This window comes from Dyella sp. SG609, from assembly GCF_012275375.1.
In the GTDB taxonomy this organism is placed as follows: domain Bacteria; phylum Pseudomonadota; class Gammaproteobacteria; order Xanthomonadales; family Rhodanobacteraceae; genus Dyella_D; species Dyella_D marensis.
Map to the genome: position 1 here is coordinate 266658 of NZ_JAAZQJ010000004.1, position 21925 is coordinate 288582.

A 21925-nucleotide genomic window follows, 5' to 3' on the forward strand; every position below is an offset into this window, starting at 1 on the left:
GAGCCTCGCGGTTCGGGCGATCCGGCATGTCCTGTCGCTGCCCGCGCCGGGACGAGACTGAGTACCCCACCCATGACAATGCATGACCGCACGGCGCTGAGCCGTGTCTCCGCCTATCTGCGCGCCCGCATAGCGCTGCAGCAGGGCAACCGTTGCCTGCAACCGTTCCACGTCACCCTCGACTCGGCCAGCACCGAACCCGGATGGAACTACGCCACGCCGGTGGACGGCGCCGCGCCGAATGCGCACGAACTGGCCTCGCTGATCGACCTGTTCGACCGCAAGCAGCGCAAGCCGCGCCTGGAATACATCCACGACATGGCTCCCGAGGTGCTGCCCCGCCTGCTCGATGCCGGCTTCTTCCGCGAGGAGCCGCTGGCGCTGATGACCTGCACGCCCGACAGCCTGGCCGCCGATGGCGATCTCGACGGCGTGGAGTGGCTGCTGGCCGAACGCGAGCACGAACTGCACGCGGCCGCCGAGGTGCAGAACGCCGCCTACGGCGTATCCGGCACCTGCGCGGCCGACGTGGAGCGGCTGGCCGGCGTGGTGGAAAAGGGCGGCGCGGTCGCCCTGGCCCGCTGCCGCGACAGCGGCGATGCGCTCGGCGCGGGGCTGTATTCGCCCCCGCTGGAGGGTGTTACCGAGATCGCGGCGATCGGCGTGCGCGAGGATGTGCGCGGCCGCGGCATCGGCGGCGCGGTCACCGCGCTGCTGGCGGACCACGCTTTCGTGCAGGGCGTGAGCTTGCCGTTCCTGATGACGGCGGCCGGCAACGAACACCGCGTGTATGCGCGGGCCGGGTTCCATCGTTTCGGCGAGTTGATCGGTGTAACGCGGTGAGCGGCCGCGCAAACGAAAACGCCACGGCGCTGGCCGTGGCGTTTTCGGATGCGGGGGTTGATCCCGGCTTTGGCGATGCGGCTTAGTGGTGGCCGGAGAACGGCACCATCTTGCGCAGCGTGGACGGGGCGTGCGGCCACTTCTCGTCCGTCAGGTAGGGATGGTTCGGGTAGTTCAGCGCCAGCACCTTGCGGGTCTGCTCGGCCAGCTGCGGACGCTCCAGGCCGATGTAGCTGCGGGTGAGGATGGCCAGCGCGTCGCCGGTCTGCGGCGCCTGCTGGTAGTGCTCGATCACGTACTGGGCGCGGTCGGCCGAGGCGATGTAGGCCTTGCGGCGCAGGTAGAACTCGGCCACGTTGACCTCGAACTGGGCCAGCACGTTGCGCAGGTAGATCATGCGCTGGCGGGCGTCGGCCGAGTAGGCGCTGTCCGGGAAGCGGCGGGTCAGCTCGGAGAAGTCGTCGAAGGCCTGCAGGTTGTAGCCCTGGTCGCGGCGGGCCTGGCTCTCGGTGCGCTGGAACACGCGCTCGATAAAGCCGCCGGTGCGGTCGAAATTGATCAGGCCGCGCAGGTAATAGGCATAATCCACATGCTTGTGGGTCGGATACGTCTTGATGAAGCGGTTGACCGTGGAGTAGGCGTCGTCCGGCTGGTTGTCCTTGTACTGCGAATAGGCCAGGTCAAGCTGGGCCTGTTCGTTGAAGTCGCCGGACGGGAAGCGCGCGATCAGTCGCTGGTAGGCCTTGGTCGCGGCGGCGTAGTCGGAATGGACCAGGGAGTCGTGCGCGGTGCTGTACAGCTTCTCCACCGGCATGGTGTCGATGGTTTCCTTCTTGCTCCGGAACATGGAGCACGCGCTCATCGTGGCGACGACGGCGAGCACCACCAGTACTTTGAAGACCTGCAGCTTGGTTACGCGCATGGGAAAGGGTTCAGATGTTTGATCGAAAAGGGATGATAGCCGAAACCACCGGAAACCCGGGCGGCCGGCCATGACGACCATCCGCCACGAGGCCACCGTGCCGCTGTCGGCAGCCGGGTGGCGCTTCGACCGGGCCTTGGCCGAGATGTTCCCGGACTACTCGCGATCCCGCCTGGCGGCGTGGATCAAGGCCGGGGCGGTGACCCTGGACGGCGCCGCCGCGCCCCCGCGCCACCTGCTGCGCGGCGGCGAGCAGGTGCGGCTGGAGGCGGAGCTTGCGGCCGAGGTCGAGCTGGAACCGGAAGATATCGCGCTGGAGGTGGTCCACCAGGACGAGCACCTGCTGGTGCTGAACAAGCCGGCCGGCCTGGTGGTCCACCCCGGCGCCGGCAATGCGGCCGGCACTTTGCTGAACGCCTTGCTGCACCACGACCCCAAGCTGGCCGAGCTGCCGCGCGGGGGCATCGTGCACCGCCTGGACAAGGACACCTCCGGCCTGATGGTGGTGGCCCGCTCGCTGGCGGCCCATACCGCCCTGGTCGACATGCTGTCCCGCCACGAGGTGGAGCGGCAGTACGAGGCCGTGGTGATGGGCCTGCTGGTGGCCGGCGGCACGGTGGACGCGCCGATCGGCCGCCATATGGGCGACCGCCTGCGCCAGGCCGTGCGCGACGAGGAGGACGGCAAGCGCGCCGTCACCCACTACCGCCTGCGCGAACGCTTCCGCGCCCATGCCCTGCTGCAGTGCAGCCTGGAGACCGGCCGCACCCACCAGATCCGCGTGCACATGGCGCATATCGGCCACCCCCTGGTCGGCGACCCGCTGTACGGCGGCGGCCTGCGCCTGCCCAAGGGCGCCTCGCCCGAGCTGGTGGCGGCGCTGCGCGGCTTCCGCCGCCAGGCCCTGCATGCGGAGCGGCTGGCCTTCGAGCACCCGGTTAGCGGCGAGCCGCTGTCGTTCACGGCCGCGCGGCCGGCGGACCTGGACGCGCTGATCAACACCCTGCGCGAGGATGCCGCCCACGCGGATCCCTACGATGACTACTGAGGGCTGGCTGCGCCCGGACTGGCCGGCGCCGGCCGGCGTGCATGCGGCGGTGAGCACCCGCGACGTGCCCGGCGCCTCGGCATCCCCGTTCGAGCGCTTCAACCTCGGCAGCCGCTGCGGCGACGCGGTCGAGGCGGTAGCCGCCAACCGGGCGGCGCTGGCATCCATGCTCGACTTGCCGGCGCCGCCGCGCTGGCTGCGGCAGGTGCATGGCATCGCGGTGGCCGACACCGGCGCGCAAGACGAGCCGGAAGCGGATGCCGCGGTGACCCGCACGCGCGGCGAGCCGCTGGCCATCCTCACCGCCGATTGCCTGCCGGTGCTGTTCTGCGCGGTGGATGGCGGCGAAGTCGCCGCGGCTCATGCCGGTTGGCGCGGCCTCGCGGCCGGTGTGCTGGAGGCGACGCTGGGGCATCTGCGCGCCCGGCCCGGCGCAGTGATGGCGTGGCTGGGGCCGTGCATCGGTGCGGCTTCGTACGAAGTCGGCGCGGAAGTGCGCGAGGCCTTTATCGCCGACGATGCGGGGGCAGAAGCCTGCTTCGTTCCGACCCGCCCGGGCCACTGGCTGTGCGACCTCGCGGGACTGGCGCGCCGCCGGCTGGAGCGCGCCGGCGTTTGCGCCATCTACGGCGGCGGCTTCGACACCCTGGCCGACCCGCGCTTCTACTCGTACCGCCGCGACGCCGCACGCAGCGGCCGCTTCGCCACGCTGATCTGGCTTCAGTAACCGGAGTAGGTTGGGGTGAGCCGCAGGCGAACCCCAACGTCGGCACCTCCAAACACGCCGCGTTGTTGGGGTTCGCCTGCGGCTCACCCCAACCTACACCTGGGTCATTCGCGCAGCGCCGCCAGGAAACTCCTCCGCCACGCCGTAATGTCCTGCCGCTCCAGCACATCCATCATCGCCCGCCAGCGCATCTTCCTTTCCTCCAGCGGCATCGCCAGCGCGCGCTCCAGCGCATCGGCCACTTCCTCGGTATCCGCGGGATTCACCAGCAAAGCCTCGTCCAGCTCCTGCGCCGCGCCGGCGAACCGCGACAACACCAGCACCCCCGGATCCTCCGGGTTCTGGCTCGCCACGTATTCCTTCGCCACCAGGTTCATGCCGTCGCGCATCGGCGTCACCAGTCCCACCTTGGCATTGCGGTAATACCCGCTCAGCACGCTGTGCGGAAACGACTTGTTGACGTAGCGGATCGGCACCCAGTCCGGCGCCGCGTAAACGCCATTGATGTGCCCGGCCTTGCGTTCGAGGTCGCGGCGGATCTGCCGGTACTCCGGCACGGTGCTGCGCGATGGCGGGGCGATCTGCAGGAAGCTCACGCGGCGGTGCCAGTCCGGCATGCGTTCGAGCAGGCGCGCGTAGGCGTCGAAGCGTTGCGGCAGGCCCTTGGAGTAGTCCAGCCGGTCCACGCCGATGATCAGCGCGCGGCCTTCCAGGCTGCTGCGCAGGTCTTCGATCGGATCCAGCGTACCGGCTTTCGCCGCCGCCTCGGCCACCTGCCGCGTGTCGATGCCGATCGGGAACACGCCCGCGCGAAAACGCCGGTGGCCCAGCCGCAGGCGATGGCCGCCGCGCAGGCGGGCGCCCGTTTCGTGCACGAAGTATTCCTCCAGCGCGCGCAGGTCGCGCGCCGTGTGCACGCCCACCAGGTCGTAGGCGGCCAGCGTTTCCAGCAGCTCGCGATGGCGCGGCAGCGCGATCAGCAGGCCGGCCGGCGGCAGCGGCGTATGCAGGAAGAAGCCGATGCGGTTGCGCACGCCGCGCTCGCGCAGCATCGAGGCCAGCGGGATCAGGTGGTAGTCGTTGATCCAGATCGCGTCGTCCTGCTCGACCAGCGCGGCCAGGCGCTCGGCGAACACGCGGTTGACGCGCAGATAGCCGTCCAGATGGCCGCGGTTGTAGTCGACCAGGTCCGGCCGGTAATGCAGCAGCGGCCACAGGGTGCGGTTGGCGAAGCCGTCGTAGAAATGGTCGTGGTCGTCGCGCGACAGGTCGATGGTGGCGTAGTGCACCGGGCCGTCGTACAGGTGGTGCACGGTGGCCGCGGTCTCGCCGGCGATCTTGCCGCTCCAGCCGAACCATAAGCCGCCGGCTTCCTGCAGCGCCGCGCGCATGGCCGAGGCGAGGCCGCCGGTGGCGGTCTGCTTAGGTAATGCGACCCGGTTGGAGACGACGATCAGGCGGCCGGTGCGTGACGGCACCACGCTCATAGCTCGTCCTCCCAGCGGCGCGACAAGCGCATCGCGGTCTGCACCAGGCCCACCAGCGAATAGGTCTGCGGAAAATTGCCCCAGTGCTCGCCGGTGCCCGGCGCCAGATCCTCCGACAGCAGGCCCAGCGGATTGAGCTGCGACAGCATGTGCTCGAACATCTGCCGCGCGCGCCGCTTGCGTCCGGTGGCGGCCAGCGCCTCGATGTACCAGAAGGTGCAGATATTGAAGCTGGTTTCCGGCGTGCCGAAGTCGTCCGGCGCGATATAGCGGAACAGGTAATCGCCGCGGCCGAGTGCCTTGCCGATCGCATCCACCGTGGCGATGAAGCGCGGATCGCGCCCGCGCACGAAGCCGATATCGGCCAGCAACAGCAGGCTGGCATCCAGGTGCTCGCCGTCGTAGGCGTCGACGAAATGCCCCAGCCGTTCGTTCCAGACGCGCGCGGAAATGCGCTCGTGCAGCGCCACCGCCTCGTCGTGCCAGTAGCGCGCGCGATCGGTCAGGCCCAGCTCGGTGGCGATATGCGCCAGGCGGTCGCAGGCGGCCCAGCACATCGCCGCCGAATAGGTGTGCACGGCGGCGCGGCCGCGGAATTCCCATAGCCCGGCATCCGGTTCCTCCGCCATCCGCAGGGCCATGCGGCCCATGCTTTCCAGGCGCTCGAAGGTGCGCGCATCGCCGGGATTCTCCAGGCGCTGGTCGAAGAACAGCTGCGCGGAAGCCAGCACCACCGAGCCGTACACGTCGTTCTGGCGCTGGCGCCAGGCGTCGTTGCCGATGCGCACCGGCCCCATGCCGCGGTAGCCGGCCAGGCCTTCGGCCTCGCGCTCGGGCAGCTCGCGCTCGAAGGTGATGCCGAACACCGGGCCGACTTCATGATCGCCTTCGGCGGAGACGATGTTGAACACGTAGCGGATGTATTCCTCCATGCTGCGCGTGGCGCCCAGCCGGTTGAGCGCGCGCACCACGAAGGCGGCGTCGCGCAGCCAGCAGTAGCGGTAGTCCCAGTTGCGGCTGGTGCCCGGCGCTTCGGGAATCGAGGTGGTCAGCGCGGCGATGATGGCGCCGGTGGCCTCGTACTGGCACAGCTTCAAGGTGATCGCGGCGCGGATCACCGGCGCCTGCCATTCGTAGGGAATGGACAGGTAGCGCACCCAGTCGCGCCAGTAGGCGATGGTGTATTCCAGCGTGCCGTGGATGAAATCCGCGGGGCTGGTGGCAAGCGTTTCGTCGGGGCCGAACACCAGGTTGGCGGGCCGGTCCAGGTGGAAGAACAGGCCGCGCTCGATCAGCGGCACCGCCACGTCAGTGGTCAGGCGCTGCACCACGTCGCTCAGCAGAAACCGCAGGTGATTGCTGCCGGAGGTGGTGTCGGGCTGGCGCGCGCCGTAGTCGCACAGCGGCCGCAGCAGGATGCGGATGCGCGGATTGCCCTGGATCGGCCGGATGCGCCGGGCCAGCATCACCGGATGGTAGAAGCGCCCGCGGGTGCGGTGGCGCGGCGCGAAATCGGTGATCTCGATGGCGTTGCCGTGGCGGTCGTACAGCCGCGTGACCAGCACTGCGGTGTTCGGCAGGTATTCCTGCTCGGCCCGTTCGACATGTTCCAGCTCGACGCTCCAGTCGCCCCCCTCGCTCGCGGGCGAGAGCAGGGCGCAGAAGCTGGCGTCGCTGTCGAAGCGCGGCAGGCAGCACCACACGATGCGGGCCATGCCGTCGATCAGCGCGGCCACGCTGCCGTTGCCGATCACGCCCAGAGCCAATGTCTGCGGATTGGCCCGGGTATCGCTGCCGCCAGGTCCGGTGTCGTCGGACCTGGTGCGGGGTTCAGGCATTCCCTCCAAGGGCATGGGCATGGGGTTCGACTCCTTGCTTGAGCACGTTCAAGACACGTTGCAGCCAGGCCTGTGCCGACGACGGGCCCGGCAGGGTGTATTGGGCGAGCGTGGGTTCGCGTTCGCCGACGCGGACGCTGATCCCGTTCTCCAGATTGGTGGCGGCGAAGCCGTGTTCGTCGGTGAGGTCGTCGCCGAGGTACACGGGCAGGCGGCCGGCGAACGGCGGGCGTTCCAGCAGCTCGGTCACCGCCTTGCCCTTGTCCATGCCGGCGGGCTTGAGTTCCAGCACCAGGTTGCCGGCCTGCAGCTCGTAGCCGGGCAGGCCCGGCAGCAGCGCCAGCACGGCTTCACGCAGCGTTTCGTATGCGGCCGGCGCGGCGCGGCAATGCAGGGCCACGGCCAGGTCTTTGTTCTCCACCAGCACGCCGGGATGCGCGCGCGCGATCGACTCCGCCGCATGCAGCACCAGGGTGCGCCGGCTGGCGCTGACGCGCGTCTCGCGCCGCTCGCCGTCGGCGTGGCGCAGCTGCAGGCCGTGCAGGCCGGCCATCGCCCACGGTGGCGAACCGAACAGTGCGTCGAGGCCGACCAGGCTGCGTCCGCTCACCAGCGCGAGCGCGCCATCGAGATAGGCGTAGAGTTCGGCCAGCAGCGCGTACAGCTCGGGATCGACGCGCACGTCGCCGGGGCGCTCGGCAAACTCGAGCAGGGTGCCATCGACGTCCAGGAACAGGGCCCAGCGGTCGCCAGTGCCGGGCAGGGGCGGTGCCGGAAGCGGGGTCGCAGCAGGCATGCGGGGGAAGGCGGGGGAAAAAGACATCAGAACGAGCCTAGCAGGGCGAATGTGAAGATCAGCTTTGGATGTGTCTGCATGAATCAACGTAGGTTGGGGTGAGCGCAGCGAACCCCAACGGTGCCGCCGCATCGGGGTTCGCTGCGCTCACCCCAACCTACTTGAATCGTTGGGGGCGGACCGCATCTCATCGGGCAGTGAGCGGCCTCGGGGGCTGCCGAATCTTTATCTTTGCGGGGTTCTATCTATGCGGATGGACAAACTGACATCGCGCTTCCAACAAGCGCTGGCCGACGCGCAATCCATGGCGGTGGGCCGCGACAACAATATGCTCGAACCGGTGCACGTGATGGCCGCGCTGCTCGACCAGCAGGGCGACACCACCGCGCCGCTGCTGACCCAGGCCCAGGTCAACGTGCCCACCTTGCGCCAGCGCGTGGGCGAAGCGCTGGACCGCCTGCCCCGCGTCAAAGGCGACGAAGGCAACGTGCATATCGGCAACGACCTCACGCGCCTGCTCAACCTCACCGACAAGCTCGCGCAGCAGCGCGGCGACCAGTTCATCGCCAGCGAGCTGTTCGTACTCGCGGCGCTGGAGGACAAAGGCGATCTCGGCGCGGCGCTGAAGGCCGCGGGCGCCCACAAAGCCAACCTGGAACAGGCGATCGACAAGATTCGCGGAGGCGAAAAGGTGCAGAGCGAGAATGCCGAGGACCAGCGCCAGGCGCTGGAGAAATACTGCGTCGACCTGACCGCGCGCGCCGAGAGCGGCAAGCTCGATCCGGTGATCGGCCGCGACGAGGAAATCCGCCGCACCATCCAGGTGCTGCAGCGGCGCACCAAGAACAACCCCGTGCTGATCGGCGAACCCGGCGTGGGCAAGACCGCCATCGTCGAAGGCCTGGCCCAGCGCATCGTCAACGGCGAAGTGCCCGAAGGCCTGCGCGACCGCCGCGTGCTGGCGCTGGACATGGGCGCGCTGATCGCCGGCGCCAAGTTCCGCGGCGAATTCGAGGAGCGCCTGAAGGGCGTGCTCAACGACCTGTCCAAGCAGGAAGGCCGGGTGATCCTGTTCATCGACGAGCTGCACACCATGGTCGGCGCCGGCAAGGCCGACGGCGCCATGGACGCCGGCAACATGCTCAAGCCCGCGCTGGCGCGCGGCGAGCTGCACTGCATCGGCGCCACCACCTTGGACGAGTACCGCAAGTACATCGAGAAGGACGCCGCGCTGGAGCGCCGCTTCCAGAAGGTGTTCGTGGGCGAGCCCAGCGTGGAAGACACCATCGCGATTTTGCGCGGCCTCAAGGAACGCTATTCGGTGCACCACGGCGTGGAGATCACCGATCCGGCCATCGTCGCCGCCGCCACGCTGTCCAACCGCTATATCACCGACCGCCAGCTGCCGGACAAGGCGATCGACCTGATGGACGAGGCGGCCAGCCGCATCCGCATGGAGATCGATTCCAAGCCGGAGGAACTGGACCGCCTGGAGCGCCGCCTGATCCAGCTGAAGATCCAGCGCGAAATGCTGCGCAAGGAAACCGACGAGGCGTCCAGGAAGCGCCTGGCCGACCTGGAAAGCGATATCGAAAAACTCGAGCGCGAGTTCTCCGACCTCGACGAAGTGTGGAAGTCGGAGAAGGCGCTGCTGCAGGGCGCGACCAAGATCAAGGAACAGATCGAGCAGGCCCGCGTGCAGCTGGAAGCCGCGCAGCGCCGCCAGGACTACGCCAAGATGAGCGAGCTGCAGTACGGCCGCCTGCCGGAACTGGAAAAGCAGCTCGCCGCCGCACAGGCCGCCGAGAAGCACGAGTTCAAGCTGGTGCAGGACCGCGTCACCGACGAGGAGATCGCCGAGGTCGTATCGCGCTGGACCGGCATCCCGGTCAGCAAGATGCTGGAAGGCGAGCGCGAGAAGCTGCTGCATATGGAAGAGGCGCTGCACAAGCGCGTGGTCGGCCAGGACGAAGCGGTGCGCGCGGTGTCCGACGCGATCCGCCGCGCGCGTGCCGGCCTGTCCGATCCGAACCGCCCGTATGGCTCCTTCCTGTTCCTGGGCCCTACCGGCGTGGGCAAGACCGAGCTGTGCAAGGCGCTGGCCGAGTTCCTGTTCGATACGCAGGACGCGATGGTGCGCATCGACATGAGCGAGTTCATGGAGAAGCACTCGGTAAGCCGCCTGATCGGCGCGCCCCCCGGCTATGTCGGCTACGAGGAAGGCGGCTATCTCACCGAGGCGGTGCGCCGCCGTCCGTACAGCGTGATCCTGCTGGACGAGGTGGAGAAGGCCCATCCGGACGTGTTCAACATCCTGCTGCAGGTGCTCGACGATGGCCGCCTCACCGACGGCCAGGGCCGCACGGTGGATTTCCGCAATACCGTGATCGTGATGACCTCCAACCTGGGCTCGCAGCTGATCCAGGAGCAGGCCGGCGATTCCGAAGCGGACTACCTGCAGATGAAGGCCTCGGTGCTGGGCGTGGTGCAGGCGCACTTCCGTCCTGAGTTCATCAACCGCCTGGACGAGCTGGTGGTGTTCCGCCCGCTGGAGAAGAAGCAGATCCGCAAGATCGCCCTGATCCAGCTGATCCACCTGGAAAAGCGCCTGGCCGAACGCCAGCTGCGCCTGGAGATCGGCGAGAAGGCGCTGGACCTGCTGGGCAATGTGGGCTTCGATCCGGTGTATGGCGCGCGGCCGCTGAAGCGGGCGATCCAGCAGCAGCTGGAGAATCCGCTGGCGAAGGAGATTCTCGAAGGCCGGTACGCGCCGGGCGATGTCATCGGGGTGGATGCGGAAGGCGGGCAGTTGGTGTTTCGCACGCAGTAAAAAAAGAAAGGCGCCCACAGGGCGCCTTTTCTTTTTCCCCCTCTCCCCTCCGGGGAGAGGGCTGGGGTGAGGGGTCGGGCGGAGCGGAGAAGCAGAAGCAGCAAGCAGGCCGCGCCCTGTCGAACCCTTCCCGCGAGCCCCGGCCCCTCATCTGGCTGCCGCCATCTTCTCCCCGGAGGGGAGAAGAGTTCGCTAGCGGGGTTCGCTGATACTTGGCAGGCCGTTTTCCATATGCCCCGCCAACCGCCGCCAATAACCACCAAGCTCAGCAACCGTCACGCTCAAGTCGTACCAGTTGGCATGGCCACCCAGTGCCCAACTGTCATTCACCGTAGCCCCGGCGGCGACCGAATAAATCCGCACATCGCCCTCCACATAAGCATTGCTGACCGTCACGGTGCATGCCGCGCCGCCGTTATTGGTCACGGCCAGCCGCAGGCGATTGCCTGCGGCGTCGTAGCTCGCCGCCACTTCCGGCGCCGCACCCATCCCGGTCGCCACGCTGCCGCGATACTGCCGCAGAAAACCATTCGGCCCATGCGCCTCCAGGTCGTACACGCCCTGGGTGTAACGCGCCGCGCTCCAGTAATCCGACAGCTGCTTGCCCGCCTCCACCGTGTAGCGCCATGGCCCGTCGCTGCGGTTCGCCGCATACACCTGGAACACCGCGCCGGCCGCACCGTCGTTATGGAAGTCGATCCAGTAGCGCCCCGCCGCCGCATCCACCCGGCCATCCGCACGCAGCGTGTAAGGCAGCGCGCGCGCCGGCCGCGTACCCGCTTCCTGCGCCGGCATCGCCTGTGTGGAGGGAATACTCGGCGCCGGCAGGTTCTTGCACTGCTGGTCCGCCGCGGCGGTGTAGCCGGTGGTGGAGGGCAAGCCGGGCCAGCCGCTGTTGCTGCCGCTGAAATCGAAGGCGCTGAGCAGGTCGCCGCACACCGCGCGGCGCCAGGCGCTGATATTCGGCTCCATCACGCCGAAACGCTGCTCCAGGAAACGCAGCACCGAGGTGTGGTCGAACACCTGCGAACACACCCAGCCGCCGCGCGTCCACGGCGACACCACGATCAGCGGCACGCGGAAGCCCAGGCCGATCGGCTGGCCGTTGCTGATCTCGCCCGTCACGCTCACCGTGGACAAGCCGTCGTTGGGCGAAGCCGGCGGCGTCGGCGGCGGCACGTGGTCGAAGAAGCCGCCGTTCTCGTCGTAGTTGAGGATGAAGGCGGTCTTGGCCCACACCGCCGGATGGGCGGCGAGCGCGGCGAGCAGGCGCGCGCTCAGGTCCTCGCCGTAGGCCGGCTTGAAGCTGGCGTGTTCGGACAGGTAATCGGCGGCCACGATCCACGACACCTGCGGCAGCGTGTCGTTGGCCACGTCCTGGGCGAACGCGGCGACCATGTCCGCCTGCGTCGCCATGCCCTTGTCGTGCAGCGGCGTGCCCGGCTTGGCCTGCTTGAAGTTCTTGAACCAGGCCAGCGCGTTGTCGTCGAAGTTGTTGCTCTCCTGGTAGACCTTCCAGCTCACGCCGGCCTTTTCCAGGCGCTCGGCATAGGTGGTCCAGGTAAAGCCCGCGCTCGGCTCGGTGTTGTCCAGCACCGCCGCCTGGCCCACCGACAAGCCGTTGCTGCCGGTCATCGCATGCAGGCGGTTGGGGTTGGTCTGGGTGAGGGTGGCGGCGAAGTAGTGGTCGCAGATGGTGAAAGCGTCGGCCAGCGCGTAATAGAACGGCAGGTCGGCTCGCTCGAAATGGCCCATGCCGAGGCCGGCCGCGCGTGCGGTGTTCCAGGCGTCGAACTTGCCCTTGTTGAAGATCGCCGTGTCCACCGGGTAGTTCATCGCCGGCGCATTGGCGCAGATCGCGCTGGTGGTCGCGGTATTCATGCGGAACGGCAGCAGATAGCCGTCCGTATTTCCTGTGTAGGGCTGCTGCCACACGTTGCGCGCGCCGCCGGGCAGCGGCGCCGGCACGCGGTCGCCGAAGCCGCGCACGCCGCGCAGGCTGCCGTAGTAGTGGTCGAAGGAGCGGTTCTCCTGCATGAAGATCACCACGTGCTTGACGTCGGTGAGGTTGCCGGTGCCGGTCGGGGAGGGGGCGGCCAGGGCCTGGCGCAGGGTTTCGGGGAGCAGGGAGGCTGCGGCGAGGCCGCCGGCGGAGGCGGCGGTCATCTGCAGGAATCGGCGTCGCTTGGGGTCGATTTCGCTCATGGGGGCGCTCGGGTGCTGCCTGATTGCGGGCTGTGCCTAGCTAATCGCAGTGGTGTTGCAGTGCCTTGCCAGCTGTGCGTCAGTGGGGAGACACATGGTGGACTGGGGGTGAAGGGGGCTAGCGAGTGGCGCGCCTTGCCGCCCCCTACTCGTCATCCCGGCGTAGGCCGGGATCCAGTGGCGATGGCGCTCGGTTGTCGCGTTGACGCGTATGGGTCTCGCCGTTGGCGAGGGTTTCGCCCCGCTGCCGCGGGACGAGTTACTTTTTCTCTGCGTGCCCAGAGAAAAAGTAACCAAAAAGAGAGGGCACCCTGCTTGGCGCCCTCAGCAGCGCAGCTGCTGAGGGTCCGTGAGGGCTGGCCGGGCTTTTTGACAGGGCATCCATGCCCTGATCAAAAAGGCGAGGACTCCTGTCCTCGCCCCCTGCGGGGCCTGATCGTCCAGCCCTCACCGCCGGCGCCAAGGGGACCCTGAAGATCAAGAGCAAGAGCGCACCAGCGGAACGCCGCGGCTGCGCCGCGTGCTCTTCGCTCGATTTTCGCCCCACCCGTCATCCCCCTCTCCCCGCCGGGGAGAGGGTCGGGGTGAGGGGCCGGGGCTCGCCATGACACCTCCTACTCGTCATGACGAGCACCCCCTTGTCGTACTGCTAAGATGCCCGGGCCTGAGGTGACCGCCGGCCTGGCCGGTGGTTGAAACGGGAATCCGGTGCGCCGTATTGACGGCTATTCCGGAGCTGCCCCCGCAACGGTAGGCGAGACACGATCGGCGGAAGCCACTGTGCTGCGAAGCATGGGAAGGCGCCGGTCGGGGAGGCATCAGCCTTCGCTCGCGAGCCCGGAGACCGGCCTCGAGGTGAACCGGACATGCGGTGGGCGTGCTCCTGGCGAGCGCGCCCTCGTCGTGCGTCCGTCCGGAGCTCCTTCCGCCTGTCCTGCAACCGAAGCGATTCCGCGCGGGCAGGCGCGGTCCAGGAGCCACCAGTGTCATTGCATGTTCCGTCCTTGCGCCGGTCCGCGTTTGCGGCCGCGTTTTCCCTTGTCTTGCTTTCCACCGCCGCGCAGGCCGACGAGCCTTCGCAGGACCTCAAGGGCGTGGTGGTCACCGCCACCCGCACCGAGCAGAGCGAATCGGCCACGCTCGCCGCCGTCACCGTGATCGACCGCGCCGAGATCGAGCGCCTGCAGCCGCAATCCGTGGCGGACCTGCTGCAAGGCACGCCGGGCCTGTCGATGGCCAACAACGGCGGCCCGGGCAAAGCCACCTCGCTGTTCCTGCGCGGCACCGAGGCCGACCACGTGCTGGTGCTGGTGGATGGCGTGAAGATCGGCTCGGCCACCCTGGGCCAGCCGTCGATCCAGAACATCCCGGTGGAGCAGATCGAGCGCATCGAGATCGTGCGCGGTCCGTTCTCCAGCCTCTACGGTTCGGAAGCGCTGGGCGGCGTGATCCAGATCTTTACCCGACGCCCCAGCGGCGCCTTCGAGCCGAACCTGGAGCTGGGCTACGGCAGCAACGACAGCTTCCGCGGCGCCGCCGGCCTGGCCGGCAAGGTCGGCGAGGGCTGGTATGCGGTGCAGGCCACGCACGAGGACACCGACGGCATCAACGCCTGCCGCGGCAAGCCGTCGCCGCGCGGCGCGGGCTGCTTCGTCAACGAACCGGACCGCGACGGCTTCCGGGACAGCTCCGTCTCGCTCAAGGGCGGCTACCGCTTCAGCGACGCCTGGGACGCCGACGCGCAGTGGCTGCGCAGCTGGGGCTACAACGCCTACGACGGCTCCACCAGCAACCAGTCCGACGTGGTGCAGCAGGTCTACGGTGCACGCGTGCACTGGCGGCCGAGCCGCGATTTCACGCTCACCGCGAGCGCCGGCCAGAGCGCCGACCTCGGCGACAACTACCTCAACGGCCGCTACACCAGCACCTTCGATACGCACCGCGATCTCGGCTCGCTGCAGGGCGACCTCAATCTCGGCGGCGGCCTGTGGAGCCTGGGCTACGACTGGCAGCGCGATCGTGTCGACAGCAACACCAGCTATGCGCGCGACCAGCGCCTCAACCGCGGCCTGTTCGCGCAGTGGCAGCAGGCGTTCGGCGTGCAGTCGCTGCAGGCCAGCCTGCGCCACGACGACAACCAGCAGTTCGGCGGCAAGACCACCGGCAGCCTGCTGTGGGGCTGGGACTTCACGCCGGGCATGCGCCTCACCGCCAGCGCCGGTTCCGCCTACAAGGCGCCGACCTTCAACGAGCTGTACTACCCCGGCTACGGCAACACCGCGCTGCGGCCCGAAAGCTCGCGCAGCTACGAGCTGGGCCTGCGCGGCACGCCGGGCTGGGGCCTGTGGTCGCTCAATGCCTTCGAAACCCGCATCCGCGACCTGATCGCCTACGACGCCTCGCGCGGCGTGCCGGGCAATGTCGACCGCGCGCGCATCCGCGGCGCCGAAGCGGTGGCGTCCACCACGCTGGCCGGCTGGACCTTGCGCGGCACCGCTACCTGGCTGGATCCGCGCAACCGCAGCGACACCTACCGCGACAAGCTGCTGCCGCGCCGTGCCCCGCGCAGCGCGCGCGTGGATGCGGATCGCGGCTTCGGCGACTTCAGCATCGGCGCCAGCGTGTACGCGGCGGGCAAGCGCTACGACGACCTGGCGAACGGCTATCGCCTGGGCGGCTATGCGCTCACCGACCTGCGCCTGGCCTATGCGCTGGACCGCGACTGGAAAGTGCAGCTGAGCGTGCGCAATGCCTTCGACAAGCACTACGAGACCGCGGCCTATTACAACCAGCCCGGCCGCACCGCGATGCTCAGCGTGAGCTACCGGCCCGCGCAGTGAATCCCCTCCGCCCCGAGGACCGCACCATGTCCACCGCCATGCCACGCTTCTCCGTACCGCTCGCCATCGTGTTCGCCGCGGTGATGATCGCCACGCGCTTCCATCACTTCGGCACCGCGCTGCATCTGCCCGATGCCTCGATGGCGCTGTTCTTCCTGGGCGGCCTGTGGCTGCGGCGGCACCTGGCCTTTGCCGCGTTCATGGCGCTGGCGGTGGTGCTGGACTGGGTGTCGGTGTCGTATGCCGGCGTCAGCGATTTCTGCGTGACGCCGGCCTACTCGTTCCTGCTGCCCGCGTATGCGGTGCTGTGGTACGCGGGGCGGCTGTGGTCAGCGCGGATGGCGCCGGCGCCGCTGGCGCTGGCCGGTGCGTTCGGCGTGGCGCTGGTGGCGGCTTCGGTCTCGTTCGCCATTTCCAACGGCGCGTTCTACTGGCTGGGCGGGCGCTATGCGAATCCGCACCTGGGCGAGTACGTTGCCCGCTTGTGGCAGTGGGGCCCGCTGTTCGTGCGCACCACGCTGACCTATGTGATCGTGGCGCTGGCGGCGTACTGGGCGCTGGCGCGCGTGAACTCCACCCGCCAGGCAGGAACCCGGGCATGAGCGACGAAGAACTGCGCCACCGCGAGCGCATGCAGCGCAAGAAGGAGCTGGTCGACCGCAAGATCGCCCGCGCCACCATCGACCGCGGCGTGCTGGTAGTGAACACCGGCAACGGCAAGGGCAAGAGCTCGTCGGGCTTCGGCATGCTGGCGCGCTCGCTCGGCCACGGTTTCCACTGCGGCGTGGTGCAGTTCATCAAGGGCAGCTTCTCCACCGGCGAGGAGGCGTTCTTCCGCCGCTTTCCGGACATGGTCGACTACCACGTGATGGGCGAGGGCTTTACCTGGGAAACCCAGGACAAGGCGCGCGACGTCGCCGCCGCGCAGGCCGCCTGGCAGATCGCCGCGCGCATGCTGGCGGACGAGCGCTACCGGCTGGTGTTGCTGGACGAGCTGAATATCGCGCTGGTCAAGCAGTACGTGACGCTGGAGCACGTGCTGCCCGCGCTGGCCGCGCGTCCGGCCGGCCAGCACGTGGTGATCACCGGCCGCGGCGCGCCCGATGCGCTGGTGGCGGTGGCCGATACGGTGACCGAGATGCGCGTGGTCAAGCATGCGTTCGAGGCGGGCATCCGCGCGCAGCTGGGAGTCGAGCTGTGAACGCCGTGCGGCAGGTGCCCGCGTTGCTGGTGTCCGCGCCGGCTTCGGGGCAGGGCAAGACCTCGTTCACCGCGGCGCTGGCACGCGCGCATGCGCGGCGCGGACGGCGCGTGCGGGTGTTCAAGACCGGGCCGGATTTTCTCGATCCGATGGTGCTGGAGCGCGCGAGCGGCGCGCCGGTGTATCAGCTGGATCTGTGGATGTGCGGCGAAGCCGATGTCCGCGCGCGGCTGTATGCGGCGGCGAGCGAGGCCGACCTGATCCTGGTCGAAGGCGTGATGGGCCTGTTCGACGGCGGCACCTCCAGCGCCGACCTGTCGCAGCGCTTCGGCTTGCCGGTGCTGGCGGTGATCGACGGTTCGGCGATGGCGCAGACCTTCGGCGCGGTGGCGACGGGGTTGGCGCGTTATCGCGAAGGTTTGCAGGTGCATGGCGTGGCCGCCAACCGCATCGGTGGCGCTTACCACGCCAAGCTGCTGGCCGGGAGCCTGCCGCCGGAGCTGCACTGGTTCGGCGCCTTGCCGCGCGATCCGGCGCTGGCCTTGCCGGAACGGCATCTCGGCCTGGTCGCCGCGGGCGAGCTGGCCGACCTGGATGCGCGCCTGGATGCGCTGGCCGATGCGATGGAGCTGCACGCCGGACTGGACTTGCCGCCGCCAGTGGCGTTCAGCGCGGTCGAAGCAATGCAGGTGCCGCGCCTGCTCGAAGGCCGGCGCATCGCCATCGCACGCGACGACGCGTTCTGTTTCCTGTATCCCGCCAACCTGGACGTGCTGCGCCAGGCCGGCGCGGAACTGTGCTGGTTCTCGCCGCTGGCCGGCGATGCCTTGCCCGGTTGCGATGCGGCCTGGCTGCCCGGCGGCTATCCCGAACTGCATCTGGCGCGGCTGGCCGAGCGCAAGGACCTGCACGCCGCGCTGCGCGCGCACGTCGATGCGGGCAAGCCTTTGCTGGCGGAATGCGGCGGCATGCTCAGCCTGCTCGATGCCCTGGCCACGCGCGAAAGCGATGCGCACACCATGGCGGGGCTGCTGCCCGGCTGGGCGGTGGTGCGCGAGCGGCTGGCGGGACTGGGCATGCAATCCGTCGAGCTGCCGGAAGGCACGCTGCGCGGCCACACCTTCCACTACGCGCATGCGGAGATCACCCAGCCGCCGCTGGTGCATGCAAGCAACCCCGACGGTGGCCCCGCCAAGGAAGCGGTGTACCGGCGTGCACGGCTCACCGCGAGCTTCGTGCATCTGTACTTTCCTTCCGCAACGGAAGCGGCCCTGCGTCTGTTCCTGCCATGACCGCGCTGGCGCTCACCCTGGCGCTGCTGCTGGACGCGCTGCTCGGCGAACCGCGCCGCGCGCATCCGCTGGTGGCGTTCGGCGGCTGGGCGCGGGCGATCGAGGCGCGGCTGCACCGCGACAAGCGTGGGGCGGGTGTGCTGGCGTGGTGCGTGGCGGTGTTGCCATGGGTGGTGGCGACGTGGGCGATAGCGAGGGTATTGCCGGCTTGGGTCGACCTGCTGTTCGGCGCGGCGATGCTTTATCTCGCCGTAGGTTTGCGCAGCCTGGGCGAGCACGCCCTGCCGGTGGCGGATGCGCTGGAGCGCGGCGATCTGGCCGCGGCGCGCACGGCGGTGGGGCGCATGGTGAGCCGCGACACGGCCTTGCTGGATGAGCGGCAAGTCGCGGCGGCCGCCACGGAATCGGTGCTGGAGAACGGCAGCGATGCGGTGTTCGGCGCGCTGTTCTGGTTTCTGCTGCTGGGCGCGCCGGGGGCGGTGCTGTACCGGCTGGCCAATACGCTGGATGCAATGTGGGGCTATCGCAACGAGCGCTATGAGCGCTACGGCTGGGCCGCCGCGCGGATCGACGACGTGCTGAATTTCATGCCCGCGCGGTTGACGGCGCTGAGCTATGCGCTGCTCGGCGACTTCCTGCGCGCATGGCATGGCTGGCGCCGGCAGGCGCCGGCGTGGGACAGCCCGAATGCGGGGCCGGTGATGGCGGCCGGCGCGGGTGCGCTGGGCGTGCGACTTGGTGGCGCCGCGCCTTATGCAGGCGTGTGGGAGCAGCGTCCCGTGCTGGGCGAAGGCGCTGCGCCCGATGCCGCGGCGATCCGGCGCGCGCTGCGGCTGGTGCGGCGGAGCGTGCTGCTGTGGCTGGCGGCGATCTGGTGTCTCGTGCCCATCCTCGGAGATCATCATGCTTGAACATGGTGGACGCCTGCTGCGCGCCGCGCACGAGTACGGCATTCCCGCGGAGCAATGGCTCGACCTTTCCACTGGCGTCAGCCCGTACGCATGGCCCGTGCCGCCGCTGCCCGTATCCGCATGGCAGCGGTTGCCGGAAGACGATGACGGCCTGATCGATATCGCGCGCACTTATTACGGGCATCCTTCGCTGCTGCCGGTGGCCGGTTCGCAGTCGGCGATCCAGGCTTTGCCGTCGCTGCGCGAGCGCTCGCGCGTAGGTGTGCTCGATCCTGGTTATGCCGAACACGCGCACGCCTGGCAGCGCGCGGGACACAAGGTGGAACGCGCCGCCGCCGATGCGCTGTTCGCCCGTGCGGTGCGCTACGACGTGGTCGTGCTGATCCATCCCAACAACCCCGGCGGCGAACGTTTCGAGCTCGACACATTGCTTGCCTTGCACGCCACGCTGGCCCGCCGCGGCGGCTGGCTGGTGGTGGACGAGGCGTTTATCGACGCCACGCCCGAACGCAGCCTGTGCGCGGCGCATGCGCTGCCCGGCCTGATCGTGCTGCGCTCGGTGGGCAAGTTCTTCGGCCTGGCCGGCGCGCGCGCCGGTTTCGTCTGTGCGGAACCCGCGCTGCTGGTGGCGCTGCGCGAGCGCCTGGGGCCATGGAGCTTGAGCGGTCCGGCGCGCCACGTGCTGAAGCTGGCACTGGCCGATACGGCCTGGCAGTCGGCGCAGCGCGAGCGTTTGCACGCCACCGCCGCGCGCCTGTCGAAGCTGCTCACACACCATGGCTTGGCTCCGGATGCCGGCTGCGCGTTCTTTCACTGGCGCCGCGACGACCGCGCGGCGGCGCTGCAACGCGCGCTCGCACGGCAGGGCGTGCTGGTGCGCCGCTTCGAGCAGCCGCACAGCCTGCGCTTCGGCCTGCCCGGCGACGACGCGGCGTTCGCGCGGCTCGATGCGGCGCTGGCCGGCTGGCGTTCGATCGATCGAAAGCAGGAGGTCGCGCCATGAGCGCACGCGTATTGATGATCCAGGGCTGCACCTCCGACGCCGGCAAGAGCACCGTGGTCGCCGCGCTATGCCGCTGGCTGCGCCGGCGCGGCGTGGCGGTGGCGCCGTTCAAGCCGCAGAACATGGCGCTCAATGCCGCCGTCACCGAGGACGGCGGCGAGATCGGTCGCGCCCAGGCGGTGCAGGCGCAGGCGGCAGGCGTGCCGCCGCATACCGATTTCAATCCGGTGCTGCTGAAGCCGCAGAGCGATACCGGCGCGCAGGTGATCGTGCATGGCCGCGCGGTCGGCAACATGGATGCGCGCGACTACCACCGCTACAAGCAGGTGGCGATGGACGCGGTGCTCGCTTCGCATGGGCGCCTGGCGCAGCGCTACGCGGCGGTGGTGGTCGAAGGCGCGGGCAGTCCGGCCGAGATCAATCTGCGCGACCGCGATATCGCCAATATGGGTTACGCGGAAACCGTGGACTGCCCGGTGCTGCTGGTGGCCGACATCGACCGCGGCGGCGTGTTCGCGCATCTGGTCGGTACCCTGGCCTTGCTGTCGGCGAGCGAAAGGGCGCGGGTGGCCGGTTTCGTGATCAATCGCTTCCGCGGCGATCTGGCGCTGCTGCAGCCGGGCCTGGATTGGCTGGAGCGCGAGACCGGCAAGCCGGTGTTCGGGGTGCTGCCGTATCTGCATGGCCTGCAGCTGGAAGCGGAGGACGCGCTGCCGCGCGATGCGGGCCGGCGCGAAGACGCACTGCTGCGCGTGGCGGTGCCGGCCTTGCCGCGCATCAGCAACCACACCGATTTCGACGCGCTGCGCGCGCATCCGCAGCTGGACGTGCGCCTGGTGGGGCCGGGCGAGGCGTGGCCGCCGTGCGACCTGATCGTGCTGCCGGGTTCGAAGGCGACGCGCGCCGACCTGGAGTGGCTGCGCGCACAGGGCTGGGCCGGGGCGATCGCGCGGCACCTGCGCTATGGCGGCAAGCTGATCGGCATCTGCGGGGGTTTCCAGATGCTGGGACAGGCGGTGCACGATCCGCACGGCATCGAAGGCGAAGCGGGTTCCAGCGCGGGCCTGGGCTGGCTGGCGATGGAGACGGTGCTGGAGCCGGAGAAGCAGCTGCGCCGCGCGCAAGGCAAGCTCGCGCTGGACGACGCGGACGTCGCCGGCTACGAAATCCATTGCGGCCGCAGCACCGGCCCCGCGCTCGATGCGCCGGCCTGCCTGCTGGCCGATGGCCGCGCCGACGGCGCGATCTCCGCCGACGGCCAAGTGCTCGGCACCTATCTGCACGGCCTGTTCGACGAGCCCGCCGCGCTGCAGGCGCTGCTGCGCTGGGCCGGCCTGCACGCGCCGCTCGCCGTCGACGTGCGCGCCTTGCGCGAAGCGAGCCTGGAGCGGCTGGCCGACGCGGTGGAAACGCATCTGGATACCACGCGCCTGGCCGCGCTGCTGGGAGTGAACGACGCATGCGCAGCCTGATCCTCGGTGGCGCCCGTTCCGGCAAGAGTGCGCTGGCCGAGCGCATGGCGGCGGAGAGCGGGCTCGATGTGGTCTATCTCGCCACGGCGCAGGCGCTGGATGCCGAGATGGCGGCGCGCATCGCGCACCATCGCGCCAGCCGGCCGCCGCACTGGCACGACGTGGAGGAGCCGCTGGCGCTCGCCGATGCGCTGCGCGCGCATGCGCGGGCGGATCGCTGCGTGCTGGTGGACTGCCTCACGCTGTGGCTGAGCAACCTGCTCGGCGATGCCGATGGCGAACGCTTCGCGCGCGAGCGGCAGGCCTTGCTCGACGTGCTGCCCGATCTGCCCGGCACCATCCTGCTGGTGAGCAACGAAGTCGGCCTCGGCATCGTGCCGATGGGCGAACTGAGCCGGCGCTTCGTCGACGAAGCCGGCCGCCTGCATCAAGCGCTGGCCGCGGTGTGCGGACGCGTGCTGTTCGTCGCGGCAGGCCTGCCGCTGGCTCTCAAAGGAAATCTTGCATGAC

The 21925-nt window shown here is 69.2% G+C and carries 17 protein-coding genes and 1 riboswitch; of the genes, 12 read left to right on the forward strand and 5 right to left on the reverse strand.

The window, feature by feature from the left end:
• Positions 1-72: 72 nt before the first annotated feature.
• Positions 73-843, forward strand: coding sequence for a GNAT family N-acetyltransferase (locus FHW85_RS09670; RefSeq protein WP_168648104.1), 771 nt, complete (start codon positions 73-75; stop codon positions 841-843).
• A gap of 82 nt (positions 844-925) precedes the next feature.
• Here the strand turns inward: FHW85_RS09670 and FHW85_RS09675 are convergent, their stop codons facing one another.
• The gene (locus FHW85_RS09675) at positions 926-1765 is read right to left on the reverse strand and encodes an outer membrane protein assembly factor BamD (RefSeq protein WP_167252408.1); all 840 of its coding nucleotides are present in this window, start codon (positions 1763-1765) and stop codon (positions 926-928) included.
• 70 nt (positions 1766-1835) lie between these two features.
• Between FHW85_RS09675 and rluD the strand changes: the two genes are divergently transcribed.
• The gene (gene rluD / locus FHW85_RS09680) at positions 1836-2813 is read left to right on the forward strand and encodes a 23S rRNA pseudouridine(1911/1915/1917) synthase RluD (RefSeq protein WP_167252407.1); all 978 of its coding nucleotides are present in this window, start codon (positions 1836-1838) and stop codon (positions 2811-2813) included.
• Complete coding sequence (gene pgeF / locus FHW85_RS09685; RefSeq protein WP_168648105.1) at positions 2803-3540, forward strand: peptidoglycan editing factor PgeF; 738 nt, start codon at positions 2803-2805, stop codon at positions 3538-3540. The genes rluD and pgeF overlap by 11 nt, the downstream gene beginning before the upstream one ends.
• A 104-nt stretch (positions 3541-3644) precedes the next feature.
• Here pgeF and otsA read toward each other — a convergent pair whose 3' ends face one another.
• The 3 genes from otsA to otsB are packed head-to-tail and all read right to left on the reverse strand — an operon-like array spanning position 3645 to position 7661.
• On the reverse strand, positions 3645-5027 hold the full coding sequence (gene otsA / locus FHW85_RS09690) for an alpha,alpha-trehalose-phosphate synthase (UDP-forming) (RefSeq protein ID WP_168648106.1): 1383 nt from the start codon (positions 5025-5027) through the stop codon (positions 3645-3647).
• Complete coding sequence (locus FHW85_RS09695; RefSeq protein ID WP_168648107.1) at positions 5024-6865, reverse strand: glycoside hydrolase family 15 protein; 1842 nt, start codon at positions 6863-6865, stop codon at positions 5024-5026. Before FHW85_RS09695 ends, otsA begins: the two co-directional genes overlap by 4 nt.
• Positions 6858-7661: a trehalose-phosphatase gene (otsB, locus tag FHW85_RS09700; protein WP_208399571.1), complete on the reverse strand. Its 804-nt coding sequence runs from the start codon at positions 7659-7661 to the stop codon at positions 6858-6860. Before otsB ends, FHW85_RS09695 begins: the two co-directional genes overlap by 8 nt.
• Positions 7662-7908: 247 nt before the next feature.
• On the opposite strand from otsB, the gene clpB reads away from it, so the two are divergent.
• Complete coding sequence (gene clpB, locus FHW85_RS09705) at positions 7909-10491, forward strand: ATP-dependent chaperone ClpB (protein ID WP_210427747.1); 2583 nt, start codon at positions 7909-7911, stop codon at positions 10489-10491.
• A 192-nt stretch (positions 10492-10683) separates the two neighbouring features.
• Here the strand turns inward: clpB and FHW85_RS09710 are convergent, their stop codons facing one another.
• Positions 10684-12696 (reverse strand): phospholipase C, phosphocholine-specific, encoded by a 2013-nt coding sequence (locus FHW85_RS09710; RefSeq protein WP_168648109.1) that lies wholly within the window; start codon positions 12694-12696, stop codon positions 10684-10686.
• A 650-nt stretch (positions 12697-13346) separates the two neighbouring features.
• Positions 13347-13564: riboswitch (cobalamin riboswitch) on the forward strand.
• A 121-nt stretch (positions 13565-13685) separates the two neighbouring features.
• Between FHW85_RS09710 and btuB the strand changes: the two genes are divergently transcribed.
• Genes btuB through cobU form a run of 8 tightly spaced genes read left to right on the forward strand, consistent with a single transcriptional unit; the run spans position 13686 to position 21924 of the window.
• Complete coding sequence (btuB, locus tag FHW85_RS09715) at positions 13686-15536, forward strand: TonB-dependent vitamin B12 receptor (RefSeq protein ID WP_246866720.1); 1851 nt, start codon at positions 13686-13688, stop codon at positions 15534-15536.
• A 26-nt stretch (positions 15537-15562) separates the two neighbouring features.
• On the forward strand, positions 15563-16138 hold the full coding sequence (locus FHW85_RS09720; RefSeq protein WP_208399569.1) for a hypothetical protein: 576 nt from the start codon (positions 15563-15565) through the stop codon (positions 16136-16138).
• Positions 16135-16737, forward strand: coding sequence for a cob(I)yrinic acid a,c-diamide adenosyltransferase (gene cobO, locus FHW85_RS09725; protein WP_168648111.1), 603 nt, complete (start codon positions 16135-16137; stop codon positions 16735-16737). Before FHW85_RS09720 ends, cobO begins: the two co-directional genes overlap by 4 nt.
• On the forward strand, positions 16734-18029 hold the full coding sequence (locus tag FHW85_RS09730; protein WP_343203684.1) for a cobyrinate a,c-diamide synthase: 1296 nt from the start codon (positions 16734-16736) through the stop codon (positions 18027-18029). The genes cobO and FHW85_RS09730 overlap by 4 nt, the downstream gene beginning before the upstream one ends.
• Entirely contained in the window at positions 18026-18940 is a 915-nt protein-coding gene (cbiB, locus tag FHW85_RS09735) for an adenosylcobinamide-phosphate synthase CbiB (RefSeq protein ID WP_168648112.1), read from the forward strand. Before FHW85_RS09730 ends, cbiB begins: the two co-directional genes overlap by 4 nt.
• A complete protein-coding gene (gene cobD, locus FHW85_RS09740; protein WP_168648113.1) occupies positions 18933-19943 on the forward strand; it encodes a threonine-phosphate decarboxylase CobD in 1011 nt (336 codons plus the stop codon). The genes cbiB and cobD overlap by 8 nt, the downstream gene beginning before the upstream one ends.
• Positions 19940-21415 (forward strand): cobyric acid synthase, encoded by a 1476-nt coding sequence (locus FHW85_RS09745; protein WP_168648114.1) that lies wholly within the window; start codon positions 19940-19942, stop codon positions 21413-21415. The genes cobD and FHW85_RS09745 overlap by 4 nt, the downstream gene beginning before the upstream one ends.
• Positions 21403-21924 carry a bifunctional adenosylcobinamide kinase/adenosylcobinamide-phosphate guanylyltransferase gene (cobU, locus tag FHW85_RS09750; protein ID WP_168648115.1) on the forward strand — a complete coding sequence of 174 codons (522 nt, stop codon included), beginning with the start codon at positions 21403-21405 and terminating at the stop codon, positions 21922-21924. Before FHW85_RS09745 ends, cobU begins: the two co-directional genes overlap by 13 nt.
• Position 21925 lies beyond the last annotated feature (1 nt).

Bases quoted from the DNA above. Each gene is read 5' to 3' on its own strand.
- FHW85_RS09670 (WP_168648104.1), top strand. From the start codon at position 73: ATGACAATGCATGACCGCACGGCGCTGAGCCGTGTCTCCGCCTATCTG.
- FHW85_RS09675 (WP_167252408.1), bottom strand. From the start codon at position 1,765: ATGCGCGTAACCAAGCTGCAGGTCTTCAAAGTACTGGTGGTGCTCGCC.
- rluD (WP_167252407.1), top strand. From the start codon at position 1,836: ATGACGACCATCCGCCACGAGGCCACCGTGCCGCTGTCGGCAGCCGGG.
- pgeF (WP_168648105.1), top strand. From the start codon at position 2,803: ATGACTACTGAGGGCTGGCTGCGCCCGGACTGGCCGGCGCCGGCCGGC.
- otsA (WP_168648106.1), bottom strand. From the start codon at position 5,027: ATGAGCGTGGTGCCGTCACGCACCGGCCGCCTGATCGTCGTCTCCAAC.
- FHW85_RS09695 (WP_168648107.1), bottom strand. From the start codon at position 6,865: ATGCCTGAACCCCGCACCAGGTCCGACGACACCGGACCTGGCGGCAGC.
- otsB (WP_208399571.1), bottom strand. From the start codon at position 7,661: ATGCCTGCTGCGACCCCGCTTCCGGCACCGCCCCTGCCCGGCACTGGC.
- clpB (WP_210427747.1), top strand. From the start codon at position 7,909: ATGCGGATGGACAAACTGACATCGCGCTTCCAACAAGCGCTGGCCGAC.
- FHW85_RS09710 (WP_168648109.1), bottom strand. From the start codon at position 12,696: ATGAGCGAAATCGACCCCAAGCGACGCCGATTCCTGCAGATGACCGCC.
- FHW85_RS09720 (WP_208399569.1), top strand. From the start codon at position 15,563: ATGTCCACCGCCATGCCACGCTTCTCCGTACCGCTCGCCATCGTGTTC.
- cobO (WP_168648111.1), top strand. From the start codon at position 16,135: ATGAGCGACGAAGAACTGCGCCACCGCGAGCGCATGCAGCGCAAGAAG.
- cbiB (WP_168648112.1), top strand. From the start codon at position 18,026: ATGACCGCGCTGGCGCTCACCCTGGCGCTGCTGCTGGACGCGCTGCTC.
- cobD (WP_168648113.1), top strand. From the start codon at position 18,933: ATGCTTGAACATGGTGGACGCCTGCTGCGCGCCGCGCACGAGTACGGC.
- FHW85_RS09745 (WP_168648114.1), top strand. From the start codon at position 19,940: ATGAGCGCACGCGTATTGATGATCCAGGGCTGCACCTCCGACGCCGGC.
- cobU (WP_168648115.1), top strand. From the start codon at position 21,403: ATGCGCAGCCTGATCCTCGGTGGCGCCCGTTCCGGCAAGAGTGCGCTG.